We start from the raw sequence: 13712 nt of genomic DNA on the forward strand, positions 1-13712 counted from the left end.
GTGTATATAAGGTATATACAGTATATATACAGTGGAGGAAAACATGAATATTATTATTTCAAATTCTTCCCCAGACCCTATTTATGAACAAATTAGTAAGCAATTGAGGCAGCTTATTTTAAATGGAGGTCTTAAGGGTGGAGATCGATTGCCGTCTATCCGTAGCTTAGCGAAAGAACTACAGATTAGTGTGATTACGACGAAACGTGCGTATGAAGAGCTTGAAAAAGAAGGGTATATTGAAACCATTGCTGGAAAAGGGACATATGTTTCCATGCAAAATAACGAGCTCTTGCGAGAACAACGATTGCGCTTGTTAGAAAGTAAAGCGGAAGAAATTGTGAATGAAAGTAAGTTTTTGCAGCTTTCACTTGAAGAGTTGCAAAAAATGATTGCGTTTTTATATAAGGGGGAATAAGTGACATGTTAGAGTTAAAAAACGTTTGTAAAAATTATAAAGATTTTTCAGTGAAAAATATAAGTTTTACATTGCCACGTGGGTATATTATGGGGTTTGTTGGGCCAAATGGTGCTGGGAAAAGTACGACCATAAAAATGATCATGAACTTAGTAAGACGAAATAGCGGTGATATTACCATTTTTGGCAAGGATAATAAAAAAGCTGAAAAAGAAATTAAGCAAAACATTGGATTTGTATATGACGAAAATCATTACTATGAAGAGTTAACGTGTGAACAAATGAAACGAATTATCGCACCGTTATATAAAAAATGGGATGAAGAAAAATATCAATGGTATATGGACCGATTACAAGTACCAAAAAATAAGAGGATTAAGCAGTTATCGAAAGGAATGAAAATGAAATTTGYGATTACGATGGCTTTATCGCATCATGCAGAGCTCATTATTATGGATGAACCGACATCAGGTTTAGATCCAGTTGTCCGTAGTGAACTGCTCGATATGTTGCAAGAAATTGTGATGGAAGAAGAAGTAGCGGTATTATTCTCGACACATATTACAACGGACTTAGAGCGTATTGCTGATTATATTACATTTATTCACGAAGGTGAGATTGTTTTTACGGGAGAAAAAGACGCAATATTAGAAAAATATGTACTGGTAAAAGGTAGTAATGACTTATTAGATCCTGAAGGAAAAGAACTCTTTATCGGATTACGCAAAAATAAATTTGGTTTTGAAGGATTGGTGAAAGATAAGCAAGCAATTGAAGATTGGTTTGGAAACGAAGTTGTATTAGAAAAACCGACTTTAGATGACATCGTTGTGTATACGGCGAAGGGGAGGAGTGTTTATGCGTCAACTCGTATATAAGGATTTGCTCTTTTTTACAAAATGTGTATTACCGTTAAACTTTATGAAAAACGTGATCTATAAAAAGGAGAATCTATATGCAGCAGTTAATTTGGAAAGAATTTTTCTTACAGAGAAAGATATGGCCATTGTATAGTTTAATTCCTATTTATTCCTTATTGAGGAATCCTACCGAACCATTAGGAATTGCAATAGGTTGTTTTTTTACATGCGGTATGATTCTATTCATTTCTTTATATTTTGAAGATAAAAGCAAGGTAGAAAAGGTGCTAGCGAGTTTACCGGTGACGAGAAGGGACATCGTTATAGCCAAATACATATCAAACGTGTTTTTTATTATACTGGGGTTGTCTCTAACATATATGATAGCGATATTAGTAAATAGTCTTTTGAATCAGAATGTGCATATCCCGGAATATGTAATATTTTCAGCTGGGATAACGGCGATTATTTATAGTCTAGTAGCACTCCCTATCCAATATATGGGTGATTATTCGGCTGTTAGTATATTGAATATTATTATCATATTTCCGCTTGTCGGAATTATTGGTTTTATGTGTAATGTTCTCGGTGATAAAGCGATTATGCTAAAAGTTTTTCATTCTGAGAATCTTATAGTAGTTATGGGGACAATTGGTATTGGGGTGTTAGTGATATATATGGTATCTGTAGTTTTTTCAATCCAAATGTTTCGAGAAAAAGAGTTATAAGAGCAGTGGTTTGTGCGCTAGGAGGGGGGAGAAGTATGCAACAACTAATCATGAAAGATTTTATTGTGCAAAGGAAAATGCTCATTTGGTATATAATCTATCCTTTTTTATTCTATATGGCGACGCGAGATAACCATAGTACATTCACACTTACGACAGTTATTATTCCTGTTATATTGATGATGAGAACTTTTTATAGTGATGAAAAAAATCAAAGCGAAAAGATGTTTAATAGTTTACCGATATCTAGAAAACAAATGATATTGGCAAAGTATATGTTTGCGCTGATTATTTTAATGACCAGTGTTATCATTGCTTACTTTACAGTAGGTATTCAGTTAAGAAATGAGACAGTGGATTTTATAGAAACGACGGTTGTAACTAGTATGAGCCTCAGTTTTATTGTTTTTAGTTTGATTTTACCAATTTACTTTCTGTTAGGCTATCAGAAAACGTTTATGATAGCTTGTTTTCTATTAATCGCACCTATATTTATTTTAGAAGTTTTCTTTAAAGTAAATATAGAGCAATTGAATTTACATAGTGGGTTCTTATGCATGGGGGCAACTTGCATGTTGGTTTTCTCAATGTTGGCTTGTGTGAAATTATATGAGCGAATGGACATATAGCAGGAAAAAAGGTGTCTCATCACAAGACACCTTTTTCAATAGGGAAAATAACACAGGAGTAACTTATAAACAGAAACGGTGCTCGGCATCTCTTTTGGTGCATGTAATATAAGGCTGAAACATATAACAAAGAAAAGAAATAAGAAAAATAACAATAGGATATGTTTATGTATGGAATTTTGCATATAATCAGCTCCTTGTTGATATTATGTCCGGTTGGATTGGAAATATTATTAGATTTTAAAGAAATTAGGGGGAGATGTAATGATGAGAAAACGGACGCCAATAGGAAGAATATTAATTGGAATTGGATTGATTTTGTTTTCTTTAGGTCTTATGATGCTGAATTTTTACTCGGATATTAACTTATTTAAAAGCTCGAATAAGGGTATTGGGACTGGCGTTTTTATTCTTGGAATACTATGTCTTATTGCATCCAATTTCTTTAGGTTGCCAAGCAACGCGAATCATTAAGTATAAAAAAGACAGTTACTTCTTTTCAGAAGAACTGTCTTTTTTGGTTATTTTATTCCAAAGTTTAGCGATACTCCAAATGATAATAATCATGATGGAAGCGATAATTGACCAAACAATGGATACAACTTCAAGTGCCATGTTGGGAAGGAATGTAAGAATAGAAATTCCTTTATGGAATAACCATTCGATAAAATGAAAGCTCATTTGTAGTAGGAGCACAATTCCAATTATAATTCCAGTTACAATTTGTTTCCCTTTTTCTTTCCACATGACATTCACCTCACGTTAGCTCATTAATTTTAAGCCAACTGCACCGCATAAAATGCAGCTTAAAAAGGCAAGGCGACGCCAATCAGCTGATTCACGGAAGATAAGAATACCTAGAAGCGCACTTCCAGCAGTTCCAATTCCAGTCCAAATCGCGTAAGCTGTTCCCATCGGTAATGAGTCCATTGCAAGTGATAAGAAGAAGAAGCTTACGGCAAAGTTAGCGATTAAAATAAGCTTAGGTGCCCAGCCTTTCTTTTCGGTGGCTACTTTCATAAACAGTACACCAACAATTTCACAAATACCAGCAATAATTAAAAATACCCATGCCATTTTATGCGACCTCCTTCTCTTCTTGTTCACCCGTTACTCGTTTTAATCCAATAACGCCAAAGAAGATTAAACCAATAAATAAGATTTTTACAATTGAAAATGGTTCTCCGAAAATAAAGATTTCTGTAAGAACGATTCCGCCAGCTCCGATTCCTGTAAACACAGCATATACAGTTCCTACAGGCAAATCTTTATAAGCTTTAAATAATAGGACGAAACTAATTGCGATTAAGAGAGCAACACCAACCCATTCAAGTGGAGTAGTTGCGTGCTTTAGTCCAATCACCCAAAAAATTTCAATGATGCCAGCTAAAATTACATAAATCMATGCCATATATTATTTCTCCTTCCTACCAGTCGTTAGGTGAAGGGCTGAAAAACGACGCATTGCTATTTGCAATCCGTCATTGTGAAAGCCCTCGCCAAAACACTTTCCAAGAAGCACTTAAACGGGTCTCAAAGCGATTTAAGCCTGCGTACAATAGTTCAACCATCAGACCGTCAAGTAAGCATAAATAAGCCTCTAAAGCGTCTTGTATTTCAAGGTTATGCAGTTCACCTTGTTCATTTGCTCGTTTGAATACAGGAAATAAAAGTTCTCTGATGTTTTCAATGTGAGCATTTGATTTTTTAATAATTTGTTCGCGAAATGCATCAGGCGGAAAATAGGAAGTGCGTAACCAAAACATCGATTCTTCACTTTCACCAAATCGTTTTGCGTAACCTTTTAACAAGTTTACAAGTAATGCTTCAGTAGATGACTTTGAAAATTTTTTTATATCGTCTGTAAAGCATTGTAAATCTTTTTGAAGTGCAGCTTCTAAGCAGATGAAGTATAATTCTTCTTTTCCCTTAAAGTGTGCGTAAATCGATGGTTTTTTAATCCCGACTTCCTGTGCAATATTTGCTAACGAAGTCCCTTCGTAGCTATAGCGTGCGAAATGAGAAAGTGCTACAGCTTTAATGCGGTTTGCTGTCATTTACATCCCCTACCTACCGTTCGTTAGGGTAATTGTAATAAATAATCAAAATAAAGTCAATAAGTCAGATGTTGAAAAGGAGTGCCAAATTCAGCAGGCACTCTTTACACAGTTTTTCGTTCGACTAAACGGAAAGGGAGTTCTTTGGAGTTCCCGATGATTTGTTCACCAAGTATTTGCTTATGAAATAAAGAAAAAGCAAGAGCTCCCATTGTTAATCCGGGGTGCTCAATCGTTGTAATTTCTAATGCCTCCGAAATCTCATGGTTATCAAAACCGAGAATCGCTAAATCTTCTGGAACGCGTATGCCGTTTTTTCTTGCTTCTGTTAATAAACCAGCGGCTACTTGGTCATTAGCAGTAAAAATAGCAGTTGGACGCTCTTTCATGTTTAACATGCTGTGTAAAGCTTTTGCACCATCTTGCATCGTGTAGCATTGGTAAAACATCCAATCTGGTTGAAGTCTTTTTTTGGCAGTATGGAGAGCATCAGAGAAGGCCTTTTCACGCTGCTTTGTATTTACACTTTTTTGTCTTGCTAAACAAACGCCAATTCGCTCATGTCCTTTGCTTAGTAAATATTCCGTACCAATGCGAAACCCTTCATAATGATCAACATAGACGGAGGAAATAAGGGGATGCTTCATTTTTTCGCATGAGGTGATAGGAGCAAATTTTGCGAATGGTTCAATATGCTCCCAAGAGCTTGTTCGGGAGCATATAATCATGCCATCAAATTGTTTCATCTTCATCATTTCAAGAACTCGAATTTCTTCGATACTATCGTAATTCGTTTGACATAAATTAATGTGATATCCAGCGGCTAGGGCTTCGTTTCCGATTCCCTCAAGAATCGTGCTGAAGTAAGGTAAGTTGATAAAAGGAAGCATGACACCGATTGTAAATGTTTTTCCTTTTATTAAATGAACTGCATTTATGTTTTTTGCATAATTTAATTCTTCAATAGCATTTAAAACGCGTTTTCGTTTTTCATCGCTTACATATGGATGATCGTTTAATACGCGTGAAACGGTCGTTATGGATACTCCCGCAATTTTCGCAATTTGTTTTATATTTGCCATATGTTTCACCTCTCATTTCATTATAAGTGGAAATGGACAGGAATGGAACATTACTAAAAAACGCTTGACCTGAAAAGCTTTTCATAATCTATTTTATAAACAAAGCTTTTCACTATTCGCGTAACCTTGCGTTAGGGCGTAAGGGTAGTGAAAAGTTTTTTTGTCTAAAAAGATACGACATGTCAAAATGTGAGAGATAAACGAGGAAAGTTTTCAAAGGGAGAGTGAACAAGTGAAGCGAATATGAACAACATATTAACGCTTTGTCAGTAAAGAGAGCGGTATGAAGGGCGGAAACAAAGTGAAAAAAAGAATCATTTGTTTCGTGTTTTCTAGTATTTTGCTTAGCTCATGTTCATTCCAACAGACAGTGAAAGAAGAAAAACAATTTGTAGGAAATGCGGATGGAGCTGTAGATCGTGTATCTGGTCCTGTTTCGTTAAAGAATGCAAAAAAATATTTTCCGGAATCATTTAAAGCTCCGACGTATTTACCGTACGATGTTATGAACGATGTAAAGGGAGAAGTAAGAACAATTGGGACGAAGAACGCTGTCTTGACGATAAAATATAGACAACAAGAAAAAGGAAGAAAAGATTATGTAGAATTAACTGTTGCTAATTTTTCCTACAGTTTTCCTTATATTGTGGAACGAAATCGATTTCATGAAAAAATGAAATTGGATAATGGCTCAGCTGCCTATTTTAAAAATAGGGATGAGGGTGAACAGGGGGAAGAATTTGCGACGCTCATATGGAAAGAGAAGGGGTTAGAGTACCAATTGCTATATCGCAATGTAGAATCAAGAAATGAAAAAGTAGTAAAACAAAACTTATTGTATATTGCGAACAATATGGAAGAAAAGAACTAGCCGATGAGTCATGCTAGTTCTTTTCAATATTATTTCTTTTTAATTTTTCCTGTCCAAGATTTAAATCCGCCTTGTAGTTGGTAGAAATCTTTGTAACCTTGTTTTTTTAGATATTGAGCTGCACGTCCTGTACGGAATCCACTTTGGCAGTATAAATAAACAGGTTGGTCTTTACGTAGTTCTTTGTAACGCATACGGATTTGTGATAATGGAATGTTACGAGCACCTAAAATATGACCAGCGTTAAATTCATCTGCTTCACGAATATCGATAAGCTGTGCCTTACGGTAGCCAGCGCGAAATTCTTCTTCTGAAAGTGTTTTAATTAGTCTCTTCTGATAGAAAAACATCCATACAGAGTAGCCGATGAATGCTAGAACTGCGGCTAGTATAATAATTAAGTTTGTTGACACGATTCTATCGCTCCCTTTTTTCTTATCCTACTTTCAATATTATAATGCCCATATGTATTTATGCAACAGGTTCGTTTGGTAAGAAGAAGAAATTTCGTATTCTTTCACAAATTTTGTCGAATTTGTTAGACTAGAGATTGTGAAAAATAATTGGTTATATGAGGTGCAGGATGGGAAAAGAAAAATGGTGTTATATTAACTCTGGTCAATGTTCACCAGCATTTAATATGGCGTTAGATGAATGTTTATTAAATTGGCAAAGCGAAAAGAAAATGCCGCCAACGATTCGTTTTTATGAATGGGAAGTGCCAACATTAACAGTGGGGTATTTTCAACGTGTAGAAAAAGATATTAATATGGATGTAGTAAATGAAAAGAAATATGGTTTTGTTCGCCGTCAAACAGGTGGTAGGGGTGTATTGCATGATAAGGAATTAACGTACAGTGTTATCGTTTCTGAGGATCATCCGAATATGCCGAAAACAGTTACGGAAGCATACCGAGTAATTTCGCAAGGGTTATTAGACGGGTTTAAGGCGTTAGGATTAGAAGCTTACTATGCGGTTCCAAAAACGGAAGCAGACCGTGAGAATTTAAAAAATCCACGCTCAGGCGTATGTTTCGATGCTCCATCTTGGTATGAAATTGTTGTAGAAGGCCGAAAAATTGCTGGAAGTGCACAAACACGTCAAAAAGGTGTTATCCTGCAGCATGGATCTATTCCGCTAGAAATCGATTTAGATGAGCTGTATGATTTATTCTTATTCCCAAATGAGCGAGTGAAAGAGCGTATGAAGAGCATGTTTTCTTCTAAAGCGGTCGCAATCAATGAATTAACAGATCGTACGTTTACAATTGAACAGTTGATTGAAGCGTTCCAAGTTGGATTTGAAAAAGGGTTAGATGTGGAGCTAGTTCCGTATGAACTAACAGAAGAACAGCTTCAGGAAGTGCAAACATTAGCGAAAGAAAAGTACGAAAGTGATGAGTGGAATTATAAAAAATAAGGAGATGGCATTTGCCATCTCCTTATTTTCTTTATAATAAATTAAGTACTTTTTCTACTTTAATTCCTTTGTCTTGTAAAGAACGAAGACGATTTACAACATCCATAATTTCTTTATCAAAAGTCACGCTAATACCTTGGCTTTGTAATTCTTCTTTTAAGTTCTCAATAGAATCATCTATGTCGATGCCAAGCTCGTAATCTTGACATACTTCGATTGTCTTTTTCACAAGCTTCACATAATTCTCTTGTAGTTTAGAATTTGCTTCAGTTGAAGCCACTTGTTTTGGTTTGGTAGGCATAGCCGTAACCGTTTCTTGCTTTGTAACTGGAGTGGGTACTGCTTTTTTTACAGGAGCTGGAGTAGGTGCCGCTACAACTGTCTCTGAACGTACTGGCTTTGGCGCTGGTGCCGAAGTAGGTTTAGGGGTTACAACCGGTTCTTCAACACGTGTAACAGGTTTTGGAGCCGCTGTGACTACTTTAGGTGCCTTTTCTGCCACTACTTCTTTTGGGGGAGCAGTTTCTACAGGTGTTACCTCCTGTTCAGCAGCTTCTTTATTTTCTTTACTCCACATAACGCGTTCAATTTCTAGGGAAACATTGTTTTTGTTCATTGCTGTTAATGTAACTTTACCAACTTCAGCGTTACCTGTGAAATCGACAATCTTATAAATCACACTTTTGTTCCAATCTACGTTTCCGCTCAAAAATAATTCTTCGTTACATTTTGGCGTTAAGCCCTCGATTTTAATTTCTGCATTTACACCGTTTTCACTATATACCATAATTAGCGAAGCATTTACATCTTCATCTGCTAACATTAGTTCACGTACCATTTTGCCGGTGCGTACTTGCGTTTTCTTCTTAAGTGACATCAAATTTCCCCTCTCAAAAATTCAGTAATAATAAAAAAATCGTATAACGAAAAATAATTGCTCACGAAGAAATATGATACCGATAATAAAAGCATCACGTCAACAATTAACTTTAATTATTTTGCATTTTTCTTATTTTCTTTATGAAATTTTTCAATTTGTAAAATTAGACAGAAGAAAAACAGCCTTTTGGGAGGCTGTTAAAATCTAGAGGTTTTATGTAAAATTTTGTATAAAATGTAAAAGGAAATTGTAATAAGAGCACCTTGCCAAACTGTTAAGTTATAGGATAAATAAGGTTTTGTTTCAAAATAAATGTTTGAAACAAATGATAATCCAAGTGGTATACAAGCTGATAATATGAGTATAATTTTTTGCTTCCAAGACGCTAATATTGTGAAAGAATATCGTCTTAATACGGAAAAAGTTAAAAAAGTACCAGTGGTTAAAATAATAGCTGACAATATTGTGCCTAGGATACTAAATGGAATCCCTGGTTTATTTGCATGATTAAAAAATACATGCGTAAATGTATCATATCCAAATTGGATAGCTAACAATAAACTAACTACAAAGCCAATAACTGCACCTTTTTCGAAAGTAGTTTGGTGCTCAGAGGAATTAATTAATTCATCGCAATACGCTTTTAAATCTTCTCCGAAAATATCGTAAGCATTTTTTCCATCTTTTTGAGCGTCTAAAAGGTGGTCTAATATTTCTAATAATAGATCTTCCATTTGTTTTTGTGGAGTGCTCGTAAACCGTAAATATATAAGCATATCGCCATAAATATTTTCGTTTTCGGGGGTTAGAAGCCTGCGTTTTTTATTGTTTAGCTCAACCATGTCTTTTGCGTTCAATTTTCTCACTCCCTGTATAATTAAAAGTTTACGCGTCTATAAAAAAACTTATAAAAAAGATACAAAATGATGGCAAGGAATGCCCCAATCCAAGGGGAAAGTTGATACTTTATAAATGGACGGTCTATAAAAAATAAAGAAATGACAATGAGTATGAACCATAGACTTTGTTGGAAAATGAATCTCGTTATGCGCTTCCAATTACCCATATGGTTATTGAATAAATCCCCTTTGATAAAGTCAAATACAAAACGGATAGCAAGGTGTATAGCGATAATGATTACAAATACATATATGAAATTTATCTGTACAAATTGAAAGCGTTTGTTGTCAGAGAAAAAGGGTAAAATAATAGCCGCAAGAGAATTAATAGCGAAAAATATAGCGAGTAAATAACTACTCATAAAGGCTGGTGTGGCTATTTTCTGCCATATATTTTGTTTTGGAAGTGCAGTGATTATTTCATCACAGTAAGCTTGTAAGTCATTTCCGAAAATATCATAAGCATTTTTCTTTTCTTCTTGTGCATCAAGCAAGTGATCTAAAATCTCTAATAGCAGTTCTTCTACTTGCTGTTCTGGGATATTAGCTAATCGAATGTAAACGAGCATATCCCCGTAAGTCGCTTTATTTTCCTCTGTCAATAATTTGCGTTTTTTATTATTCAGCTCAATTAAATCTTTCGCTTTCATCGATCTCACTCTCCCTGCAATAAATTATTTACCGTTGTCGAAACTATCCCCCAGCTCTTCTTAAACTCTTCTAGCTGTTCGAACCCTTTATCGGTTACATGATAATATTTTCGCTTTGGTCCAAGGCTAGAAGCTTTTAATGTGCCAGCAATGAGTTTTTCTTTTTGCATTCGTAGCAAAAGAGGATAGATACTACCTTCACTTACGAATGTAAAGCCATGTTGGTTTAATTTCGTACTCAGTTCATATCCATACACTTCTTCTTGCGAAATGATATATAGAATACATCCTTCGAGCACACCTTTTAACATTTGACTATGCAATTGCGTCACCGCCTTCAAGTAACTTGTTGTGCAAGGTAGTTGTTATCTGAATTATAACATTCGGTAACTTGCAACACAAGTTACTGGAGTGGAAAACTTTAAATAGTGTTGTTATCGTTCGTCTGCTCATACTAGAAGCAGGGAGGGAATTCGTATGAAGCCATTTATGCCAAAGCTTGTTTATTTTGAACCAGGGGCAATCCAATATCCACTTGGAAAAAAGTTGCATGAGAAGTTTGCAAAGATGGGTCTAGAAATTCGAGAAACAACATCACATAATCAAATTCGCGATTTACCTGGAGATAATGATTTGCAGAAATATCGTAATGCGAAAACGACACTTGTTGTTGGTGTGAGACGGGTATCGTGAATTATTTGAACGACTTTCTGATGCGTTAAAAGATTTAGCCCTACTAAATTTATCATTCGAATTGATTCAACATCGCTTTACTAGGCCGGCGAAAAAGGTAATACAACAACGTTATCCCAATACGAAACTCGAAATGGATGAGGAGAAACGAAAATATAAATGGGGACGATATGGCATCGGAAAATATGTATATCAGAAAGATGATGCAGTGAGGTTAGAGGAAACGATAAGAAGATATATTGCCGAATATTTTCCGAATACTGAAATTCAATATTTCACATAAAAGAATCTGTATATACATACAGATTCTTTTTATGTTTCATAGCTTTTGGTCTGTTTCCGCCCTTGTCATGATACCCTTTCTGGTGTATCATTTTATTGATTGCTTAGTGCGGAAAACACAAAATGAAATTGGATGGAGGAAACCGATGCCTACCCCTAGTATGGAAGATTATATTGAACAAATTTATTTGTTAATTGATGAAAAGGGATATGCCCGCGTATCTGATATTGCTGAAGCGCTTAGTGTACATCCATCCTCTGTAACGAAAATGGTACAAAAGTTAGATAAAGATGAGTATCTAATTTATGAAAAATATAGAGGGCTTGTATTAACATCAAAAGGGAAAAAAATCGGGGAGCGTCTTGTATATCGTCATGAGTTACTAGAACAATTTATGCGTATCATCGGTGTGGATGAAAGTAAGATCTATAATGATGTAGAGGGAATTGAGCATCATTTAAGTTGGGAAGCTATTGACCGCATTGGTGATTTAGTGCAATATTTTGAGCAAGATGAACTTCGAATTGAAACACTTCGCGGTGTTCAAAAAGCAAATGAAGAGCAGGGGAAGTAAAGGGAACGAGAGGCGTTTCCTTTTTTGTTTAGAAGAGGAATTTACTTTATTTAAGTTGAATGTATAGAGATGTGAAAAATTGTTTTGTAAAAGGCGGGATCGGAATGAAAGCAATTATTTTTGAYTTTGATGGATTAATTGTRGAYACAGAAACAATTTGGTTCCAAGCTTTTCAGGAAGTAATTCGCGAATATGGTGGAGATTTGTCTCTAGAAGAGTTTGCAAAATGTATTGGAACAACAGATGAAGTGCTTTATACATATATTGAACAACAATTGAAAGAGCAATTTAATAAGAACTTGCTAAAAGAAAAAGTTTCGGCTTTACATCAAGAGAAAATGAAAATACCAGTAGCCCGTGATGGTGTGAAAGAATACTTAGAAGAAGCAAAAGGTCTTGGAGTAAAAATTGGTTTAGCTTCTAGTTCTTCAAGAGAATGGGTTGTTGGGTTTTTAGAAGATTTAGGGATTCGGGAGTATTTTGAAGTTATTAAAACGAAAGAAGATGTGGAGAAAGTAAAACCAGATCCAGCACTGTATAAAGCGGCTATTGAAGAACTGAAAATTGATTCTTCAGAAGCTGTTGTGTTTGAGGATTCAGTAAATGGATTGAAAGCAGCGATTGCGGCAGGATTAAAATGTGTCGTTGTTCCAAATGAAGTTACAAAGGCTTTGCAGTTTGAAAATCACCATCTTCGCTTAGGAAGTATGAAAGAAAAAAGCTTAACAGAAGTACTTCAATATGTGAGGGAGCATAAATAAAAGAAAGACCGCATTTCCTAAAAAGAAGCGCGGTCTTTCTTTTTATTTTTTTTACCTTCAATCACGGTTAAATGAGATTGTTTTCGTTTCCTTTTTAACAATGATGAATTGCCTTTCTTAACTTTGTCATCAGAAGCATTTCGTTTWAATAAAGAATTGCTTAGGGGTGCTACGTTTTGTTTTCCGTATTTTCGGTTCGATTGTTTCGCAGCACGCTTATAAGAGTTTTGCGAATTGGCGGAACCGCTGGAACTTGTAAACATTTTATATAATAAATAAAAGACACCAACAACAAGTAACATGATGACAATGTTTTTTACCATTCCGTATGGATTCGTAATTGCAGATGATACGAGACCGAATATTGCTAACCCAATAATAAGCATGAATAAAGCGAACGTAAACGAACGACCGTTCATAGGGAACACCTCCTAAATAACATATATTAAAATTAGTATATTAGCGACAAGGGAAGGAGTTGAGTACCATTTTAAAAAAATTATTAGTGTTTTTCTTCTAAACGTAATAATTCTTCAAAGGATGCAATTGCAACTTCAACTTGATCATCTTCTGGTTCTTTTGTTGTTAATAGTTGAAGCCATAACCCTGGGTATCCCAATGCGCGCAAAATCGGAATATCTCGTAATCGATTTGTAAACTGCAAGACTTCAAAAGAAATCCCTAGAACAACTGGAATTAATAAAATTCGATTTACCACTCTGACCCAAAGGGGATCAGTTGGAACAAGAAAGTAGACAAACATTCCGATAATGACTGTAAATATAATAAAACTACTACCGCAACGATAATGGAGACGAGTTTGTTTTTGTACATTTGCTACTGTCAGCGGAAGATTGTTTTCGTAAGCATTGATGACCTTATGTTCCGCACCGTGATATTGAAACAC

The 13712-nt window shown here is 35.2% G+C and carries 22 protein-coding genes and 1 pseudogene; 11 read left to right on the forward strand and 12 right to left on the reverse strand.

Annotation, left to right across the window (positions count from 1 at the left end; genetic code table 11):
* Positions 1-43: 43 nt before the first annotated feature.
* The 5 genes from AC1DIT_RS08130 (at position 44) to AC1DIT_RS08150 (ending at position 3109) form a co-directional block, all read left to right on the forward strand.
* On the forward strand, positions 44-418 hold the full coding sequence (locus AC1DIT_RS08130) for a GntR family transcriptional regulator (RefSeq protein ID WP_016116298.1): 375 nt from the start codon (positions 44-46) through the stop codon (positions 416-418).
* Positions 419-423: 5 nt separating this feature from the next.
* Complete coding sequence (locus AC1DIT_RS08135) at positions 424-1296, forward strand: ABC transporter ATP-binding protein (protein WP_476998130.1); 873 nt, start codon at positions 424-426, stop codon at positions 1294-1296.
* A gap of 77 nt (positions 1297-1373) precedes the next feature.
* Complete coding sequence (locus tag AC1DIT_RS08140) at positions 1374-2006, forward strand: ABC-2 transporter permease (RefSeq protein ID WP_016133252.1); 633 nt, start codon at positions 1374-1376, stop codon at positions 2004-2006.
* A 35-nt stretch (positions 2007-2041) separates the two neighbouring features.
* Positions 2042-2635 (forward strand): ABC-2 transporter permease, encoded by a 594-nt coding sequence (locus AC1DIT_RS08145; RefSeq protein WP_016116294.1) that lies wholly within the window; start codon positions 2042-2044, stop codon positions 2633-2635.
* 264 nt (positions 2636-2899) lie between these two features.
* Positions 2900-3109, forward strand: coding sequence for a hypothetical protein (locus AC1DIT_RS08150; RefSeq protein ID WP_016116293.1), 210 nt, complete (start codon positions 2900-2902; stop codon positions 3107-3109).
* A gap of 15 nt (positions 3110-3124) precedes the next feature.
* Here the strand turns inward: AC1DIT_RS08150 and AC1DIT_RS08155 are convergent, their stop codons facing one another.
* The 5 genes from AC1DIT_RS08155 to AC1DIT_RS08175 form a co-directional block, all read right to left on the reverse strand.
* Entirely contained in the window at positions 3125-3382 is a 258-nt protein-coding gene (locus tag AC1DIT_RS08155; RefSeq protein WP_003200291.1) for a DUF3975 family protein, read from the reverse strand.
* Positions 3383-3397: 15 nt separating this feature from the next.
* Complete coding sequence (locus AC1DIT_RS08160; RefSeq protein ID WP_016116292.1) at positions 3398-3712, reverse strand: DMT family transporter; 315 nt, start codon at positions 3710-3712, stop codon at positions 3398-3400.
* A 1-nt stretch (position 3713) separates the two neighbouring features.
* A complete protein-coding gene (locus AC1DIT_RS08165) occupies positions 3714-4046 on the reverse strand; it encodes a DMT family transporter (RefSeq protein ID WP_476998131.1) in 333 nt (110 codons plus the stop codon).
* A gap of 70 nt (positions 4047-4116) precedes the next feature.
* Complete coding sequence (locus tag AC1DIT_RS08170) at positions 4117-4692, reverse strand: TetR/AcrR family transcriptional regulator (RefSeq protein ID WP_016116290.1); 576 nt, start codon at positions 4690-4692, stop codon at positions 4117-4119.
* A gap of 104 nt (positions 4693-4796) precedes the next feature.
* On the reverse strand, positions 4797-5774 hold the full coding sequence (locus tag AC1DIT_RS08175) for a LacI family DNA-binding transcriptional regulator (protein ID WP_016116289.1): 978 nt from the start codon (positions 5772-5774) through the stop codon (positions 4797-4799).
* 283 nt (positions 5775-6057) lie between these two features.
* On the opposite strand from AC1DIT_RS08175, the gene AC1DIT_RS08180 reads away from it, so the two are divergent.
* Positions 6058-6645: a hypothetical protein gene (locus AC1DIT_RS08180; protein WP_016133251.1), complete on the forward strand. Its 588-nt coding sequence runs from the start codon at positions 6058-6060 to the stop codon at positions 6643-6645.
* Positions 6646-6674: 29 nt separating this feature from the next.
* Here AC1DIT_RS08180 and AC1DIT_RS08185 read toward each other — a convergent pair whose 3' ends face one another.
* A complete protein-coding gene (locus AC1DIT_RS08185) occupies positions 6675-7058 on the reverse strand; it encodes a rhodanese-like domain-containing protein (protein WP_016116287.1) in 384 nt (127 codons plus the stop codon).
* Between the two features lie 170 nt (positions 7059-7228).
* Between AC1DIT_RS08185 and AC1DIT_RS08190 the strand changes: the two genes are divergently transcribed.
* Entirely contained in the window at positions 7229-8065 is an 837-nt protein-coding gene (locus tag AC1DIT_RS08190; protein WP_016116286.1) for a lipoate--protein ligase family protein, read from the forward strand.
* 31 nt (positions 8066-8096) lie between these two features.
* On the opposite strand, the gene AC1DIT_RS08195 is transcribed toward AC1DIT_RS08190, so the two are convergent.
* The 4 genes from AC1DIT_RS08195 to AC1DIT_RS08210 form a co-directional block, all read right to left on the reverse strand.
* A complete protein-coding gene (locus tag AC1DIT_RS08195; protein WP_016116285.1) occupies positions 8097-8942 on the reverse strand; it encodes a hypothetical protein in 846 nt (281 codons plus the stop codon).
* A 200-nt stretch (positions 8943-9142) separates the two neighbouring features.
* On the reverse strand, positions 9143-9802 hold the full coding sequence (locus AC1DIT_RS08200) for a hypothetical protein (protein ID WP_016116284.1): 660 nt from the start codon (positions 9800-9802) through the stop codon (positions 9143-9145).
* 20 nt (positions 9803-9822) lie between these two features.
* The gene (locus AC1DIT_RS08205) at positions 9823-10494 is read right to left on the reverse strand and encodes a DUF1129 family protein (RefSeq protein ID WP_016116283.1); all 672 of its coding nucleotides are present in this window, start codon (positions 10492-10494) and stop codon (positions 9823-9825) included.
* A gap of 5 nt (positions 10495-10499) precedes the next feature.
* Positions 10500-10817 carry a PadR family transcriptional regulator gene (locus tag AC1DIT_RS08210; protein ID WP_016116282.1) on the reverse strand — a complete coding sequence of 106 codons (318 nt, stop codon included), beginning with the start codon at positions 10815-10817 and terminating at the stop codon, positions 10500-10502.
* Positions 10818-10983: 166 nt separating this feature from the next.
* Between AC1DIT_RS08210 and AC1DIT_RS08215 the strand changes: the two genes are divergently transcribed.
* The 4 genes and pseudogenes from AC1DIT_RS08215 to AC1DIT_RS08230 all read left to right on the forward strand — a co-directional run bounded on the left by AC1DIT_RS08215 (position 10984) and on the right by AC1DIT_RS08230 (position 12805).
* Entirely contained in the window at positions 10984-11187 is a 204-nt protein-coding gene (locus AC1DIT_RS08215) for a spore photoproduct lyase family protein (RefSeq protein WP_438285166.1), read from the forward strand.
* Positions 11174-11470: pseudogene (locus AC1DIT_RS08220) on the forward strand (spore photoproduct lyase family protein); the annotation flags it as partial. The gene AC1DIT_RS08215 and the pseudogene AC1DIT_RS08220, both read left to right, overlap by 14 nt.
* A 145-nt stretch (positions 11471-11615) precedes the next feature.
* Positions 11616-12044 (forward strand): transcriptional regulator MntR, encoded by a 429-nt coding sequence (mntR, locus tag AC1DIT_RS08225; protein ID WP_016116280.1) that lies wholly within the window; start codon positions 11616-11618, stop codon positions 12042-12044.
* A 104-nt stretch (positions 12045-12148) separates the two neighbouring features.
* Positions 12149-12805: an HAD family hydrolase gene (locus tag AC1DIT_RS08230; RefSeq protein ID WP_016132002.1), complete on the forward strand. Its 657-nt coding sequence runs from the start codon at positions 12149-12151 to the stop codon at positions 12803-12805.
* A 17-nt stretch (positions 12806-12822) separates the two neighbouring features.
* On the opposite strand, the gene AC1DIT_RS08235 is transcribed toward AC1DIT_RS08230, so the two are convergent.
* Together AC1DIT_RS08235 and AC1DIT_RS08240 are read right to left on the reverse strand one after the other, a co-directional pair.
* Positions 12823-13224, reverse strand: coding sequence for an SA1362 family protein (locus AC1DIT_RS08235; RefSeq protein ID WP_476998132.1), 402 nt, complete (start codon positions 13222-13224; stop codon positions 12823-12825).
* Positions 13225-13307: 83 nt separating this feature from the next.
* Positions 13308-13712: DUF1385 domain-containing protein (locus AC1DIT_RS08240; protein WP_476998133.1), on the reverse strand; the 405-nt coding region annotated here is incomplete at its 5' end.

The sequence above is a fragment of the Bacillus sp. 05T22 genome, from assembly GCF_056396765.1.

Excerpts from the sequence above, each read along its gene's own strand:
- AC1DIT_RS08155 (WP_003200291.1), bottom strand. The coding sequence starts at position 3,382 with ATGTGGAAAGAAAAAGGGAAACAAATTGTAACTGGAATTATAATTGGA.
- AC1DIT_RS08160 (WP_016116292.1), bottom strand. The coding sequence starts at position 3,712 with ATGGCATGGGTATTTTTAATTATTGCTGGTATTTGTGAAATTGTTGGT.
- AC1DIT_RS08195 (WP_016116285.1), bottom strand. The coding sequence starts at position 8,942 with ATGTCACTTAAGAAGAAAACGCAAGTACGCACCGGCAAAATGGTACGT.
- AC1DIT_RS08130 (WP_016116298.1), top strand. The coding sequence starts at position 44 with ATGAATATTATTATTTCAAATTCTTCCCCAGACCCTATTTATGAACAA.
- AC1DIT_RS08190 (WP_016116286.1), top strand. The coding sequence starts at position 7,229 with ATGGGAAAAGAAAAATGGTGTTATATTAACTCTGGTCAATGTTCACCA.
- AC1DIT_RS08140 (WP_016133252.1), top strand. The coding sequence starts at position 1,374 with ATGCAGCAGTTAATTTGGAAAGAATTTTTCTTACAGAGAAAGATATGG.
- AC1DIT_RS08215 (WP_438285166.1), top strand. The coding sequence starts at position 10,984 with ATGCCAAAGCTTGTTTATTTTGAACCAGGGGCAATCCAATATCCACTT.
- AC1DIT_RS08175 (WP_016116289.1), bottom strand. The coding sequence starts at position 5,774 with ATGGCAAATATAAAACAAATTGCGAAAATTGCGGGAGTATCCATAACG.
- AC1DIT_RS08150 (WP_016116293.1), top strand. The coding sequence starts at position 2,900 with ATGATGAGAAAACGGACGCCAATAGGAAGAATATTAATTGGAATTGGA.
- AC1DIT_RS08180 (WP_016133251.1), top strand. The coding sequence starts at position 6,058 with ATGAAGGGCGGAAACAAAGTGAAAAAAAGAATCATTTGTTTCGTGTTT.
- AC1DIT_RS08145 (WP_016116294.1), top strand. The coding sequence starts at position 2,042 with ATGCAACAACTAATCATGAAAGATTTTATTGTGCAAAGGAAAATGCTC.
- mntR (WP_016116280.1), top strand. The coding sequence starts at position 11,616 with ATGCCTACCCCTAGTATGGAAGATTATATTGAACAAATTTATTTGTTA.
- AC1DIT_RS08170 (WP_016116290.1), bottom strand. The coding sequence starts at position 4,692 with ATGACAGCAAACCGCATTAAAGCTGTAGCACTTTCTCATTTCGCACGC.
- AC1DIT_RS08205 (WP_016116283.1), bottom strand. The coding sequence starts at position 10,494 with ATGAAAGCGAAAGATTTAATTGAGCTGAATAATAAAAAACGCAAATTA.